Origin of the sequence: Flavobacterium sp. WC2421, from assembly GCF_040822115.1 — a bacterium.
GTDB lineage: Bacteria > Bacteroidota > Bacteroidia > Flavobacteriales > Flavobacteriaceae > Flavobacterium.
On the sequence record NZ_CP162004.1, the window covers coordinates 627,830 to 643,841 of the forward strand.

At 34.0% G+C, this 16,012-nt stretch carries 8 protein-coding genes; all 8 read right to left on the reverse strand.

The window, feature by feature from the left end:
• Nucleotides 1-27: 27 nt before the first annotated feature.
• Entirely contained in the window at nucleotides 28-1,713 is a 1,686-nt protein-coding gene (locus tag AB3G33_RS02720; protein WP_367772421.1) for a sodium/sugar symporter, read from the reverse strand.
• 367 nt (nucleotides 1,714-2,080) lie between these two features.
• Entirely contained in the window at nucleotides 2,081-3,100 is a 1,020-nt protein-coding gene (gene galE / locus AB3G33_RS02725; protein WP_367772423.1) for a UDP-glucose 4-epimerase GalE, read from the reverse strand.
• Between the two features lie 34 nt (nucleotides 3,101-3,134).
• The gene (locus tag AB3G33_RS02730) at nucleotides 3,135-5,357 is read right to left on the reverse strand and encodes an alpha-galactosidase (RefSeq protein ID WP_367772425.1); all 2,223 of its coding nucleotides are present in this window, start codon (nucleotides 5,355-5,357) and stop codon (nucleotides 3,135-3,137) included.
• 90 nt (nucleotides 5,358-5,447) lie between these two features.
• Nucleotides 5,448-8,582: a glycoside hydrolase family 2 TIM barrel-domain containing protein gene (locus tag AB3G33_RS02735; protein ID WP_367772427.1), complete on the reverse strand. Its 3,135-nt coding sequence runs from the start codon at nucleotides 8,580-8,582 to the stop codon at nucleotides 5,448-5,450.
• Nucleotides 8,583-8,964: 382 nt separating this feature from the next.
• Complete coding sequence (locus tag AB3G33_RS02740; protein WP_367772428.1) at nucleotides 8,965-10,482, reverse strand: RagB/SusD family nutrient uptake outer membrane protein; 1,518 nt, start codon at nucleotides 10,480-10,482, stop codon at nucleotides 8,965-8,967.
• Between the two features lie 10 nt (nucleotides 10,483-10,492).
• Nucleotides 10,493-13,567: a SusC/RagA family TonB-linked outer membrane protein gene (locus AB3G33_RS02745; RefSeq protein WP_367772430.1), complete on the reverse strand. Its 3,075-nt coding sequence runs from the start codon at nucleotides 13,565-13,567 to the stop codon at nucleotides 10,493-10,495.
• A 160-nt stretch (nucleotides 13,568-13,727) separates the two neighbouring features.
• Nucleotides 13,728-14,780, reverse strand: a complete 1,053-nt coding sequence (galT, locus tag AB3G33_RS02750; RefSeq protein ID WP_367772432.1) for a galactose-1-phosphate uridylyltransferase — start codon at nucleotides 14,778-14,780, stop codon at nucleotides 13,728-13,730.
• A 1-nt stretch (nucleotide 14,781) separates the two neighbouring features.
• Nucleotides 14,782-15,951 (reverse strand): galactokinase, encoded by a 1,170-nt coding sequence (gene galK, locus AB3G33_RS02755; RefSeq protein ID WP_367772434.1) that lies wholly within the window; start codon nucleotides 15,949-15,951, stop codon nucleotides 14,782-14,784.
• Nucleotides 15,952-16,012: the final 61 nt, after the last annotated feature.

Here is a 16,012-nt window from a genome sequence, read left to right on the forward strand (position 1 = left end):
AATTTATAATGAGCTTAAAATTACTTTCTACCAGAACTTAGCATACAAAGCAAAAATAGTCAATATCGTTATTACAATCAAAACAGTAGTTTGCGGTTTCAATTTGAACATTTCAGTATCTAATTCAAATGCTTTTGGATTCACTTTAGGTCCAGCAAAACTTATGGCAATCATTAAAAGCATTGTAAATGCAAAAGACAATCCCATACAAATGTGAAATGGAATTTCAAATCCCCCATTACCGTTAGGAAAAGCAGTATATAATAACGTCTCATTTCCAAATAATGCTGGAGCAAATTCATTAAACAAAACGGATAATAAGAAACCTGCAATTACCCCTACAATTGCTGCAGTACCTGTAGTTCTTTTCCAAAACATCCCAAGGAAGAACATGGCAAATACACCAGGACTAATAAAACCTGTATATTTTTGAATGTAAGTAAATCCACCTACACCACCAATTCCAAGTAAATCATTCCAAGTAAATATAACAGCAAGAAGCATGGCACCAAATACTGCGATCCTTCCAATATTAACTTGTCCTCTATCAGTAGCGTCTTTTTGAATGTATTTTTTATGAACATCAAGCGTATAAATAGTTGAAATACTATTTACTTTCCCTGCTAAAGAGGCCACAATAGCTGCCGTTAATGCCGCTACAGACAATCCTTTTAAACCAGTTGGTAGGAATGTCAACACTGCAGAATAAGCACCATCTTTTCCTCCTACTAATTGAGGTAAATGTCCGTTTTCATATAAAACAAAAGCTGCAATACCAGGCAACATAACGATAAGTGGCATTAATAATTTTAAAATTCCTGCAAACAAAATACCTGTACGAGCCGTTTGTAAATCAGCACCTAAAGCTCTTTGTGTAATGTATTGGTTACAACCCCAATAATTAAGATTAATAATCCAAATACCAGCCAAATACGACATTACACCTGGAAAAGTAAGGTATTTATTAATCTCTAATTGTGTAGATGTAGCTGTAGGTCTTGGAATAATCATTTTGAAATGCTCTGGAGCTTCTCTCATTAATACTTTGAAACCTTCAATAGCATTTTCACCCACTCCAAAATAGCGTCCAACGGTTGTTAAAGCAATATATGAAGTAACTAATCCTCCAATAATTAATACAGCAACTTGAATTACATCTGTATAAGCCACTACTTTCATTCCTCCCAAAGAAATTAATAAAGCAAAAAGAGCCAATCCAATCATAATTATATGCAAATATTCTCCACCAGCCAATCCATTAATGGCAACAGCTCCTAAATATAAAATAGAAGTTAAGTTTACAAATACGTATAAGAACAACCAAAATACGGCCATAATTAAAGCAGTAGATTCGTTATACCTTGTTTTTAAAAACTGAGGCATGGTATAAATCTTGTTTTTCAAATAAACAGGAATGAACCAAACGGCAACAATAATTAAAGCAATAGCAGCAATCCACTCATAAGCGGCAACAGCAATTCCTAAAAAGAAACCTTCTCCACTCATTCCAATAAACTGTTCAGCAGAAATGTTTGAAGCAATCAATGAAGCACCAATAGCCCACCATGTCAATGTTCCTTCTGCAAGGAAATAAGCTTTGGCATCGTGTTCGTTTTTTTCGCGTTTGCGATAAACGGTATATCCATAAGTGGATACCACGATAAAATAAATAATAAATACTGCGTAATCCGCAAAAGCAAGGTGTTGGTTCATGGGTAATTTGTTTTTTAGAAATTAATATAAATGCATACGGTTGTTGTCCTGTGCTATTTTTCTTTTTTATAAATAGTTCCTATTTATAAATCATTTTGCATATCTACAATAATTTATAGAAATCCATTACAGAATTAGTTATAAAATGTGATATGTGTTTTAATTTAATTGATATTTTATGAAATTATGAAAGTCAAAAGTAAAATAAAAATATTTATTTACATAGTTTATAAATGTATTTTTTACATTTATTACAGATGAATCTGTTAAATTTTATTTTATTATTCCGTAAACAACTATAATACAATGTTTTATAATTTATTTTTATGTTGATTATATCTTGTTATAAATGACACAATCACTATTATTAGTTTTTATTCCTGATCTTCTGCTCCCATTTCCAAGCACTTGCTATCCCTTCTTCAAGTGTAGCTTGTGTTTTCCATCCAAGAATAGTATTTGCTTTATCTGTATTGGCATAAGCCGAAACAACGTCTCCTTCTCTTCTACCAACAATGGTATAAGGCAATTTTTGACCGCTTACTTTTTCGAATGCTTGAATCACCTCCAAAACCGAACTTCCAGTTCCTGTCCCCAGATTAAACGTTTCTATTTTAGCCGAATTTTTTTTGTTTACTAATCGTTGCAAAGCAATAACATGTGCTTTAGCTAGGTCAACAACGTGGATATAATCCCGAACGCAAGTACCATCAACAGTTGGGTAATCATCCCCATAAACCGAAAGTTCTTTTCTCAAACCCATTCCAGTTTGTGTGATAAAAGGGACTAAGTTTTGTGGTACTCCAACGGGTAATTCACCAATTTCGATTGATGGGTGCGCCCCAATAGGATTAAAATAACGCAACAAAATAGCAGTTATACCACTTACTTTTGTAACATCAGTGATGATTTCTTCCCCAATTTGTTTGGTGTTCCCATAAGGAGACATGGCGGGCTTAACTGATGCGTTTTCATTAATAGGCATTACATCTGCTTGACCATAGACAGTACACGAAGAACTAAATATAAAATGTGACTCTTCTTTTTGTTGCAATTCCTGAAGCAAATAGATTAACGAACTTATGTTATTTTCATAATACAATAAAGGATTCCCCACACTTTCACCTACTGCTTTTGATGCCGCAAAATGAATTACGCCAACAACATCAGGATGTCTTTTAAAAAAATCTTGAACAGCTATTTTTTCTCTTAAATCTAACTTTTCAAAAAGGGGCTTTTTACCTGTTATAGCAACTATACCATTTAAAACATCCTCAGTAGCATTAGAAAGATTATCGATAATGACAACATCAAAACCTTCATTTTGTAATTCAACAACAGTATGCGATCCAATAAATCCTAATCCGCCAGTAACTAGTATTTTCATATTTTACAATTTTATAATATGCTTTTTCTAAATTTTATTTCACTTCTGTTATTTCAAGAACTACACTTGTTCTTCTCAAATTCACATTTGGATTGATCCCTGCTTTCATCAAGAAATCACCACTATACACCTTGTCAGAAGCAATTGAGGATGTTGTTCCTGGAAACAGGTTAATTTCTTTTACCGTATATTTTTTCTTTGGATCCAAACCGTTTAATACAACTGGTCGCTCAGTTGCTGTAATACTAAACCTATTATTCACTAAGTAATTAAAAACGACAGCTTTGCTTTTCTCTGGATTTACATACATTAACGCTGCGATATCATTTTCATGAGGATTAACCAAACGAAACATATCTCCATGCCAAACAACATCTTTAAATGAATTGTAATTTGAAATAGCTTGTTTGCAAAATGTTTTATCATCGGGATTTAATTTGCTTGCTACAATATCAAAACCTAATTTTCCCATACTAGCCACATCAACTCTAAATTTTAGTGGTTGTTTACCCCAATCCGTTACGTGGTTGCAAGTTGTAATCGAAGGAAAGAAATAGGAATAATCCCATTGAACAAATATTCTTTCTAAAGGTTCCGTATCATCCGTTGGCCAAAATTCTGTAAAATACTTCAAGAATTCATAATCGCCACGACCACCTCCGCCAGAGCATAACATCATTGGCACTTTTGGGTATTTAGCTCTAATCCGCTGTAGTACTTTATACAATCCTTTAGTATAATCAACGTACAAATTAGATTGTGGCAATCCCTTTTTATTAAGATATGCCGAATAAGCGTTATAAATTGTCGCATTACAATCCCATTTTATAAAGGCTAATTCGGGATTTTTTACAAATAAATCATCTACAACACCAAATACAAAGTCCTGTACTTCGGGATTTGACAAATCTAAAACAAGTTGGTTTCTATAATAAATCTCAGGTCTTTCTGGTTGACGAATTACCCAATCTAAATGTTTTTCATACAACTCACTTTTAGGATTTACCATTTCAGGCTCTATCCAAATACCGAATTTCACCCCTTCTTTTTTGGCTTCTTTAACCAAATAACCTAAGCCACTTGGTAATTTCTTTTTATTTTCTTGCCAATCACCAAGCCCAGCATTGTCACCATTTCTTGGATATTTATTTCCAAACCAACCGTCGTCTAACAAGAACATATCGACACCCAAGTCTTTAGCGTCTTTAAATAAGTCTTTTATTTTATTTTCATCAAAATCAAAGTAGGTAGCTTCCCAATTGTTCAACAAGGTAAGTCGTTCTCCTTCGCCATCTAAAACTCTATATTTTCTTGCCCAATCGTGTAAATTCCTACTAGCATCTCCTGTTCCATGATTTGAAAGCACATAAATTAAAGAAGGCGTTTTAAAAACTACATTTGGAGCCAATAAATATTCCGAAGCAAAAGGATTGATTCCTGCAATTAGCCTAAGATTTTTATTAGAGTCGACTTCAAATTCCAATTTAAAATTACTACTCCAAGCTAATTGTCCTAGCAATACCGTTCCTTCATTTTCTGATGCAGGTTTTCCAAACGAGACCATAAAATTAGGACTTTGCGTAAGCATCGCTCTAGTTCCCAATTTGCTGTCCAGAGATCTCATTCCTTGTACAAGCTTAGTCTCCGCAGGTTGCATTTCTTTTAGATATTCTCCTTGAAAACTGGTGAGATAGAAGTTTTTTCCTCCAAAAAATAAATTTGCCGAAGCGTATTTTTGTAACAATACCGCTTTCTTTTCATTGTGTTTTATTTCAGTCCATTGTTCGATTACATTTTCCTTTGGCCAAACTTTATAAAACAAAGTTACCTCAAATGGATAAACGGGATCTTTAAGAACGATACTTGTAAGAGCGCTATTAGCGTCAATTTTTTCCGTTTTATGACTTACATATTTCAGTTCTAAAGAAGTGTTTCCATCAGCATGTTTGACCTGGATTGCTGGTTCACTAAGATTCCAAGTACCAGATGGTGTATATGCTGAATTGTAAATTCCCTGATTAGAATAATCATAATTATATCCAGCTGAAACCGCTGCGAATTCATTTTCGTTTTCAAGTGGTTTACCAAAATAAACGGTCATCAAACGGTTGTCATTATCTGTTTGCAACAGCATCATATTGCTATTAGTAGCAATAGGTATTGTCACTTTCTGGGCCCATAAACTAATTGCGCCAAACATAAAAAACAATGTAAAAACACCTTTTAAATGGAAACAGCATTTTAATTTTTCTTTCATAATAATTATTTTAAGTAGCAACCTCTTGCAACAGTTTCGATTATATAGCAGTCCTATTTTACAACATATAAAATAGGACTGCTAATCTATTTATTTTTTTATTGGCTTAATAACGAAACCGTAACTATATTCTTTGTTTCTCAATTGGTATTGTTCGTGTGGCATAGCACCCCAGCTATTGTCTCCTCCAAGACCTCGTTGTGCTAAATCTACACAAATTACCACTTCATTACGTGGAGTAATATCATTTGTATGACGGTATTTTTTGGTTAAACCTGCATCAAAATCTTCAGGATAATTATTCAAAGCACTAACTCCTAGTGGTTGCAAGCCTTGAATCTCAATTCCATTTCCAGAGTTATTTGTCAACGTTATCCAGCGAATATCTGTTTTATATCCATTTTCTTGAGGACGAGTATAAGGAACATATTGATCAGCAACTTTGCTTTCGTAAATTCCTTTCAAAGAAGATGTATTCCTATCTTGATAATTTTCCCAAGGACCTCTTCCATAATAACTAAAGTTATCCAACTCTTTTTTTAGTGAGAATAACATCCCAAAACGAGGCATTTCAGATAATGGGTTATCTCCGGCTTTGAATGAATTTTGTAATGTTAAGCTTCCATCGGCATCCATAGTGTAAGTAATCGTATAAGTCGAAGCAATATCTTTCAAGAAAAGATGTGCTACAACAGTTGTTTTACCAGACACTTCTTTGACTTCAATGCTATTCAAACTACTGAATCTTCCCACAGTTCTCCATACATTACTACTTACCTGCATGTAGTTACCAAAATCATTATCTGTTGGTGCTCGCCAGAAATTAGGAACAGGCATTTGATTAAAATAATTTTCCTCTCCAGATGTATATTTCTGCATTAAACCCGTTTTTTTATTTATGGTTACTTCAACCCCATTTGCACTTAAAGTAATCGCATCCTTAGTGTCTTTAACTGTTGCATTTGTACTAGCATTTACAACTTTAGCAAAATACTTGCTTTCTCCTATAGAAAATTGCTCCCTTGCGATTTCAAAATTTTGAGGTAATAATTCAGTACCTTCTTTTGTATACGCAAAAACATTTAAAAGATACTCAACTCCATCTTCTGCATTTAGTTTTGGCAATTCAATTTGAACTTGTTTTTTAGATTGTGGAGCAAGACTAATATTAATTACACCTGATTTTATAACTAACCCATTTTTCAAAACTTCATATTTGAAAAGGTATTTATCAAGATTAGTATAACCAAAACCATTTTCGACTTCGATAATTCCTTTCTCTAAATTTATCCCCTTGAAAAGTATGTCTTGATACACTTTTTTTACTTCAAAAGCACCAGGGTGCGGCGTGCGATCTGGCCAAACCAATCCATTATGACAAAAATTCTCGTCGTTAGTGTAGTTTTGACCTCCCATATCACCACCATAAGCCCAGTATTTTCTACCAGCTTCATCTGTTTGTTCAAAGCCTTGATCAACCCAATCCCAGATGAATCCACCTTGCATGTTAATACTACTGTGAATAATGTCCCAATACTCTTGAAAGTTACCGTTACTGTTACCCATTGCATGTGAATACTCGCACATGATGAAAGGACGTTTTACATCTTTGCGATTAGCATATTCCTTCATATATTCCATACTTGGATACATTGGACAAACAACATCAGTGTTTTCTTGTTCCCCAGCTTGCTCAAATTGAACTAATCTCGTTTTATCTCTATTTTTTATCCATTCGTAAGCCTCGTGAAACACAGGTCCATTTCCACATTCATTACCTAGTGACCATAGAATAACCGAAGGTTGATTTTTATCGCGCTCCACTAAGCTATAAATACGATCCATATGAGCTGCTTTCCATTCTGGGAGATATGCTGGATGCTTTGTTTTATCAAATGAACCTTGAAGTTCAGCTCCCATTCCATGCGTTTCAATATTTGCCTCGTCAACTAAAAACAAACCATATTTATTGCACAGTTTTACCCACAATAAATTATTTGGATAATGGCTGCAACGCACCGCATTAATGTTTAGTTGTTTCATTAACTTGATGTCCTTCATCATGGTTTCTTTATCTTGATAATGACCGGTTTTTGGGTTATGCTCATGAATATTCACCCCGTGAACCATGATTCGGATGCCATTAACTAATAATTGTCCGTTCTTCAATTCTACTTTTCTAAAACCGATAGAAGTGGCAACCGTTTCTACAAATTTGCCGTTTTCATCCTTTAACGTAAGTACTAGAGTATAAAGGTTAGGTGTTTCATTATTCCATAATTTAGGGGAACTAACATTTTGTACAAACGTGGTTGATGAAACCGCATTGGCACCTAAATTCATTTTAATTGTTTTTACAAAAACTTCTTTTCCTGTAGCATCAACTAATTTAGCTACAACAGTTTGATTGTTCTTGGCAACCGAATTGGTATTTTTAAGTTTAATATCTACAGATAAACTTCCGTTTTTATAAGTAGCGTCAAGATCAGGACGAGCAAAGAAATCAGCAATACGCGTATTTGCTGTACTATAAAGATAAACGTCCCTGTCAATTCCAGATAGGCGCCAAAAATCTTGATCTTCTAAATAAGACCCATCGCTCCAACGATAGACCTCAACGGCAACCTGATTTACGCCTGCTTTTACATACTTCGTAATATCAAATTCAGTTGGGCTTTTAGTATTCTGGCTGTAGCCCACTTTTTCTCCATTTATCCAAATATACATGGCTGATGTTCCCGCTTCAAAATGAAGGTAAACACGACGTCCGTCCCAGTTTTCTGGCAACTCGAAAGTACGGCGGTAAGACCCAACAGGATTATCGGCATGATCAATGAATGGTGGATTTTTGACAAATGGATACGTAATATTAGTATAAATAGGAATTCCATATCCCACTAATTCCCAGTTGGAAGGCACTCCAATCTCTTTCCAGTTGGTCGTATTAAAATCGGGTTTAAAGAAATCTTTTGGTCTTTCATCCGGTGTAGGAGACCAATTAAACTTCCATTTCCCGTCTAAACTCATATACCATGGTGAACGAGTATAGTCATCCGCAATTGCTGATGCTTCATCTGCAAAAGGTAAAAATGCAGCTCTAGCTGGCTCACGATTAATCTGAAATACTTCAGGATTTTCCCAGTCATTGCGACTTGGTTTTTCCTGGGCAAAGACAATTAAAGATATAACAGCAAAAATGCTAGTTAAAATTGTTCTTTTTTTCATGTTCACTATTTTTTTAGGTAACTATTTTCTCATTTAGTTCTTTAATTTACAATGAATTGGCTTGCATTATAAAAGTAAAGGAACCCTGTTTTGTTTAAAAATAGCACAAATGATTAATTGCAGTACTACTGCAATTAACCATCTGTCACTATTTATTCTTATCAGTTATTGGGTGTGATTATTTTGACATTAATTTTAGCTCTATTTTGTTTTTTAACAGTGTAAGCCAATGTCTATATCCAATAAATGGATTAAAAACGTTTTTCGACAACATCCCAAATTTCATTTAGTATCAAAATTTGCTACATCATTAAACCATTAAACTTCTGTAGCCGTTTTTTTTATAAAATAATAACACCCGAGAACTAATTATTGTACTCTATTACCAATTGGCATTTTGAGTCATCTTAGGATTATTGTTTAATTCACTTTCTGGAATAGGAAAGTAATTGTATTTGGCTGAGTAATTATTGTAGCCTTCTCTTAAACTTTCTTTAATCACTTTTTCTAATGTACCCCATCTTCTTAAATCATACCAGTGAAGTCCTTCACGAGCAAATTCAACATTTCTTTGATGCATAATTTCATCCATCATTTGAGTTTGAGTCCATCCTGTCATTACAATGCTAGTTAGCTTCGCTCTGTCTCTAATTCTTTTAACTAAAGGGATTGCACTTGCCACTTTTCCTTGCATAGTTTGCGCTTCAGCAAGCATTAAAAGTACATCGGCATAACGCATAGCGTATTCATTCAATTCTGATTTCCAATCTCCTTCATCGTTATTCCACCAGTTTTGATTTTTTCTAATCCAAATAGCATTTGCTCCAAATTTTGTTGCAAAATCAGCATTATAATACATGCTTCCTGGGTAGTTCCATGCCAAAGTAGCCGTCGCTCTTGGATCAAAACCTCCATCTACCGTTTTCTCTTTGGTCATTGCATTCAATAATGTTTTTGAAGGCAATAACTCAAACCATCCACCTACTTCACCAGGAGCACATTCTTGAGCCATTGTTGTAGCTCTAGTTCTTTGTGCTGGTTCTCCTCCCCAAATAGTTGCTCCACCTACTCTACTAAACTGAATTTCAAATACAGATTCTTTACTGTTCTCATGCTTACCATCAAATAATTGAGCATAATCATCCAAAAGACCGTATCCATTTGTCCCTTCGTTATTTACTAATTTAGCAAATTGCTCTTCGGCTTTTGCCCACTCTTTTCTATATAAATACGCTTTTCCAAGATAAGCAATAGCAGTATTTTTAGTTACTCTCCCTTTTAAAGCCGCAGGATATATTTCTGGTAACGGACTAGTAGCTGCTAATTGAAAATCAGCAATTATTTGGTTCCAAACTTCATCTTCAGTCGACTTTTCTTTAAAGTAATCGGATGGGTCTTTTACTAAATCAGTAAATATTGGCACACTTCCAAATTCAATTACTAAATTAAAATAATTCAATCCTCTTAAAAAACTAGCTTCGGCAACTAATTGCGCTCTTTTAGTTTCATCAATATTTTGGATTTGTGGAGCATAATTTATCACCTGATTGGCACGAAATATCCCTATGTACATTGCTTTAAACATCCCTGTAGTTTCTGCCGTACTAGGACTATTTTTATAAGTAGCGACTGCAAAACGTCCAGGAACGTCATTTCTAGCAATAAAGTTTTCTGTTCTATTCTCTTTTAATTGCATGGCTTGAATTTCCCAATACCCTGCATTATTATTATCTACTAATGTATTATATACCGTAGCTAATCCAGACTCCAGATCGGCTGGTGTTTGCCAGAAAGATTCTGTTGTTAATTTATTTGGGTTCCCGAATTCAAGGTTGTCCGAACAAGAACTTAGCGTTACAAGTCCACCCATAAAAAATACTATGATTAATTTCTTTTTCATTTTTGTCGATTTAAAAGTTAAGTTGAATTCCAAATGTAATTGTCTTGCTTAACGGATAAGATTTATAATCTATCCCTCTACCTCCAAGTCCATCACTTGAAACATCTGGATTATATCCTGTATACTTAGTAAAAGTATGCAAGTTGTCTCCGGCAACATATAATCGGCATCTGTCAATCGCTAATTTTTGACTTAAGCTATTCGGGATAGTATACCCAACTTGGACCGTTTTGATTCTAAAGTAAGAACCGTTTTCAAGAAAACGATCAGAATAGTCTGCTCCATTATCATTTAAATCGTCAATGTCCAATCTTGGGAAATTTGAATTTGGATTAAATGTATAAGAGTTTAAAGTTGCACTAGAATAATTAATGTTTGATCTTACAGTAGCGATATCCGTATTATTACCATTATAAATCATATTTCCTTGCGTCCCTTGAGCTGCTATTGTAAAGTCAATTCCTTTCCAATCAGCTGTAAGACGTAAACCATATTCAAAATCTGGGAAAGCACTTCCTCTATACTGTCTATCAGCACCATCAATTTGCCCATCACCATTAAAGTCAACATATTTTATATCTCCTACTTGTGCTCTTGGTTGGATTGGATTTCCATTTAAAGTATAAGCATCAATTTCTTCTTGAGATCTGAATAAACCATCCGTTTTAACAAGAAAAAAAGAATAAATAGGATATCCTACTTTACTATACGTTACTGCTGCTCCGTGGAATGATCCACTAGAACCTGCTAGAATTTGACTTCCTGTACTTAAATCTTCTACACGATTTTTTACACTAGAAATATTAGAAGAAACAGAGAAATTAACTTCTCCTACTTTTTTATTATAAGTCAATCCTAATTCAAAACCTTTGTTAGACACTTTACCAGCATTCGTATAAGGGTCATTGCTAGAACCTACTGACAATGGAATTGGCACACGCAAAAGTAAATCTGTCGTATTTTTTTCAAAGTAATCAGCAGTAAAGTCTAATTGACCATTCCACATTGACAAATCAACCCCTACATTTGCAGTTGCAGTTGATTCCCATTTTAAACCAATTGCAGGATATTCTTGTTGAATATTACCAATCCATAATGAATTTGGCTCGCCCACTGCATAGCTGATTCCTGGAGAAATCAAACCAAGATACTGGTAGTCTCCAATTTCTTGATTCCCTAATACACCATAACTAGCACGTAATTTTAACTCAGATACAGGTAAGTTTAACTTGGTGAAAAAATCTTCTTTTCCAATTCCCCAAGCTGCAGAAATAGATGGGAAATTCCCCCATTTGTTTTCTGGGCTAAAACGAGAAGAACCATCACGTCTAAATGTTGCAGTAAAAATATATTTATTGTCATATGAATAAATAGCACGACCAAGGAAAGACATTAATTTACTTTCACTTGCTAAACCAACAATTGAAGGATCTTCTGCTCCAGCAAGAACATAAATACCATCAGGTAATCCTGAAACTGAACCTGAAATTGAACGAAATTTATTTTCATAAACCGTATGTCCAACTAATAAATTTACAGAATGTTTTCCAAAAGTTTTAGAATAATTCAACGTATTTTCTATTTGATAATACTGATTCATATCACTTCCTTCAGCTAAAGTATTCTTTAAATTCTTAAAGAAACCACCCACTTCGTAACGAGGTGTATAATTATAAGCTTTATGCTCAGAAATAGTTGCCCCTACGTTTAACTTATATTTAAAACCATCAAAAAAACTTGCTTCAGCATAAGTGTTTATCAATGCTTGGTAATAATCATTCTTTACATCAAAAAGATTCAAAGCAGCAACTGGATTAAATATATCCGTTACTGAACCAGATGCACCTCCATAACCTCCGATGGCGTTTTCGTCATAAATGGCAAAACCAGGAATCATTGATATTGCTGATCCTACAACATTTCTTCCTTGTCCAGGAACACCTGGTAAATCTTTTCTTTTTTCTTTGGTCAACATTACTGTTTCACCAATTTTAAAGATCCCTTTTTTATAATCCGATTTAACTCTTAAATTAACACGGTCATAATTAGTCTCTTTAACAACTCCTTCTTGATTAAAGTAGCTTAATGACATACTATACTTCACATTATCAGAACCTCCTGAAAGTCCCAATGAGTAATTTTTAGTTGGAGCCGTTCTGAATATTTCATTTTGCCAGTTTATACCTGCACCCGAAACTTCTGGGTTTAGAGCAATATCCAACGGCTGTTTTCCTGCTGCGGTATAGGCCGCAGTACTTACTTTTGCCCATTCCTCTTGATTTAACAAATCTAACTTTTTAGCTACGCTTGCAGACCCAAAAGAAGAATTGAAAGATACTTTCATATCTCCCTTTTTACCACTCTTTGTTGTAATTAAAATAACCCCATTTGCAGCTCTAGACCCATAAATGGCGGCAGCAGATGCATCTTTCAATACTTGAATAGACTCAATGTCATTTGGATTCAAATTATTCATTGATGCTACTGCAATATCATCAACTAAAATCAACGGATTATTATTGTTTAATGATCCAGCTCCTCTAATCTGGATTTTAGTTCCAGAACCTGGAGCACCTCCACCTGATTCTACTGTTACACCAGCAATTTTTCCCTGAATTGCACTACCTAAATTCGTGTTACTTTGAGCGTCTAATTGTGATGCTTTTAAGCCTCCAACAGCTCCAGTCATATCACTTTTCTTGATAGTACCATATCCAATAATAACAACTTCATCTAAAGTGTTATTTTCTTCATTTAATACTACATTAACGATTTTTCTGCCTTTAACAGCCTCTTCCACTTTACCATATCCAATGTAAGAGAATACTAAGGTTACATTAGAATCACTTACATTTAATACATAATTTCCATCAACATCAGTCATGGTACTATTGGTAGTCCCTTTGACAAGTACAGAAGCTCCAATAATAGTTTGAGATGTCTTTTGATCTATAACAGATCCCTTTATCGTATTTTGAGCTTGCAAACTAATACAAGAAATCAAAATAAAAAGAGATAAAGTGAGTTTAGAAGTTAAGAAAGTTTTAATCCTTAACATCTGATTTACGTTCTTCATGGTTTTCATAAATTCATGTTTTTAATAATTGGTTGGTTAATAATTTTTTTTTTTTGCTTAATCATTCTTAAAAAAAAACACAAAAGTTTTGCAACCCTACTTAAAAAGAAGGAAATTTAAATTGAGCTCTAATTCAATTTTTAAGTGTATATTTTAAAAGATTTTTTTACTATAGGCGCGTCTTATAATGAACTTCTGATTGGTTTTTCAGAAGTTCCGCACTTTTCTCAGGGGTAATATCTCTTTGTGATTCTCCCATCATTTCATATCCTACCATGAATTTTTTTACGGTTGCAGAACGTAATAATGGTGGGTAAAAATGCATATGAAATTGCCATTCTGGATGTTCCTCACCATCAGTTGGAGCTTGATGAATTCCTGAGGAATAAGGGAATGACGTTTCAAAAAGATTGTCGTATTTAATTGTTAATAGTTTTAAAATGGATGCAAAACCAGTTACCTCATCAGTTGTAAAATCAGTAATTTTTGTCAAATGACGTTTACTGATAATCATTGTTTCATAAGGCCAAATAGCCCAAAAAGGAACCAATGCTACAAAATGATCATTCTCGATTACAATACGCTCATTTAGTTTTAGCTCTTCTTGCAAATAATCCTGCAATAAATTACTTCCGTTTTTGTCTAAATACCCTTTTAAATTATTTTGCGTTTTCTCTACTTCTGTTGGTAAAGAAGATTGTGCCCATATTTGTCCATGCGGATGCGGGTTACTGCATCCCATAACACTTCCTTTATTTTCAAAAATTTGAACGTGATTGATGTAATCTACAGCACCTAAATCCGTATATTCTTTTTGCCAAGTATGAATAATGTTTTCAATACCTTCCACTTCCATTTCAGGCAATGTCAAATTGTGTTTTGGTGAAAAACAAACCACACGAGAAATACCTCTTTCCGGTTGTGCTTTAAAAAAAGTGTTGTTTTTGTTTTCTTCAAAAGCAATCTCTTCTTGCTTTAAAGCGGCAAAATCATTTTCAAAAACAAAGGCATTTTCATACGATGGATTTACTTCTCCATTAGCGCGCACATTTCCTGGACACAAGTAACAAGTTGGGTCATATTCTGGCAAAGAATCTGAGGTGACTTTTTCATTTTGACCTTGCCAAGGACGTTTAGCACGGTGTGGCGAAACCAAAACCCATTCGTTGATTAATGGATTATAGCGTCTGTGCGGATCTTCGTTGATATCAAAATTTTTCATTCTAATTGTTTTTATAAAGTGTTGTTCCGTTTCCGATTTTTACATCATAAATTTTTAATTCTATTCCAAAAGTCTCAAAATAAAGTGCCGAAAGCTCCTTTTTGATTCGGTTTTCATGTCCTTTTTTAATTAAGTTAATGGTGCAGCCGCCAAAACCACCACCCATTAATCGAGAACCTACAACTGCTTCCTCGTTTTTAAGGGTATTGACAATCATGTCTAGTTCAGCACAACTTACTTCATAATCTGAGGACAATCCTTCATGTGTTTCAAACATTAACTTCCCAAGAGTTTCAATATTTCCTTTGTCTAATGCTTCACATGCCAGGATAACCCGATTGATTTCTTTTACTACGAAAAGACTTCTTTTAAAAACATTAGGACTCATTACATTTTGTAATCCTAAAATATGTTGCTCTGTACAATCTCTAAAACTTGATATCTCAGGAAAATTATTTTTCACAATTGCAATCCCTTCTTCACACTGTTCTCTTCTTTCATTATATGCCGATGTCATTAAGGAATGCTTCACATTTGAATCAAATAAAATCAAAGAATAATCATTGAAATCAGCATTATGATATTCATACTCCAATGTTTTGCAATCAATTTTTATTACCTTATTTTCTAAACCCATCACACTAGAAAATTGATCCATAATTCCACAATTGATTCCTACCCAATGTTCAGCGCTTTGCCCCATTAGCGCCATATCAACTGGTTTTATATCCAAATTAAAAAGTTCATTTAGTCCAAATAAAAAACCACACTCTAAAGCTGCAGAGGATGATAACCCAGAACCAACTGGAATATTACTGCTAAAAACACAGTTGAAACCTTCAAACTCAAAACCTTTTATTTTCAATTGATTGATAACCCCTCTCACATAATTAGTCCAAACATTGTCGGTCAATTCAACTGAATCTGCAAGGTTAATTTCGAATTCATCATTAAGATCAATTGCAACTATTCTTGATTGATTTGTATTGTTTTTCTCGAAAGCAAAACAAATTATTTTATCAATTGCCGCTGGCAAAACATAACCATCATTATAATCAATATGTTCTCCAATAATATTAATCCTTCCTGGAGAAAGCACAATTTTTTCTGCAGTTGAACCAAAGGTTTCCTGAAAAAAATTGGTAGTATTTTTAATTAAAATATCATTCATTATTTTGAAATTATTATTCTTAACTGTATTAGTTTTCGAGGCTTGAACCACTTTTTCCCTT

Excerpts from the sequence above, each read along its gene's own strand:
- galK (WP_367772434.1), bottom strand. The coding sequence starts at position 15,951 with ATGAATGATATTTTAATTAAAAATACTACCAATTTTTTTCAGGAAACC.
- AB3G33_RS02740 (WP_367772428.1), bottom strand. The coding sequence starts at position 10,482 with ATGAAAAAGAAATTAATCATAGTATTTTTTATGGGTGGACTTGTAACG.
- galT (WP_367772432.1), bottom strand. The coding sequence starts at position 14,780 with ATGAAAAATTTTGATATCAACGAAGATCCGCACAGACGCTATAATCCA.
- AB3G33_RS02730 (WP_367772425.1), bottom strand. The coding sequence starts at position 5,357 with ATGAAAGAAAAATTAAAATGCTGTTTCCATTTAAAAGGTGTTTTTACA.
- galE (WP_367772423.1), bottom strand. The coding sequence starts at position 3,100 with ATGAAAATACTAGTTACTGGCGGATTAGGATTTATTGGATCGCATACT.
- AB3G33_RS02735 (WP_367772427.1), bottom strand. The coding sequence starts at position 8,582 with ATGAAAAAAAGAACAATTTTAACTAGCATTTTTGCTGTTATATCTTTA.
- AB3G33_RS02720 (WP_367772421.1), bottom strand. The coding sequence starts at position 1,713 with ATGAACCAACACCTTGCTTTTGCGGATTACGCAGTATTTATTATTTAT.
- AB3G33_RS02745 (WP_367772430.1), bottom strand. The coding sequence starts at position 13,567 with ATGAAAACCATGAAGAACGTAAATCAGATGTTAAGGATTAAAACTTTC.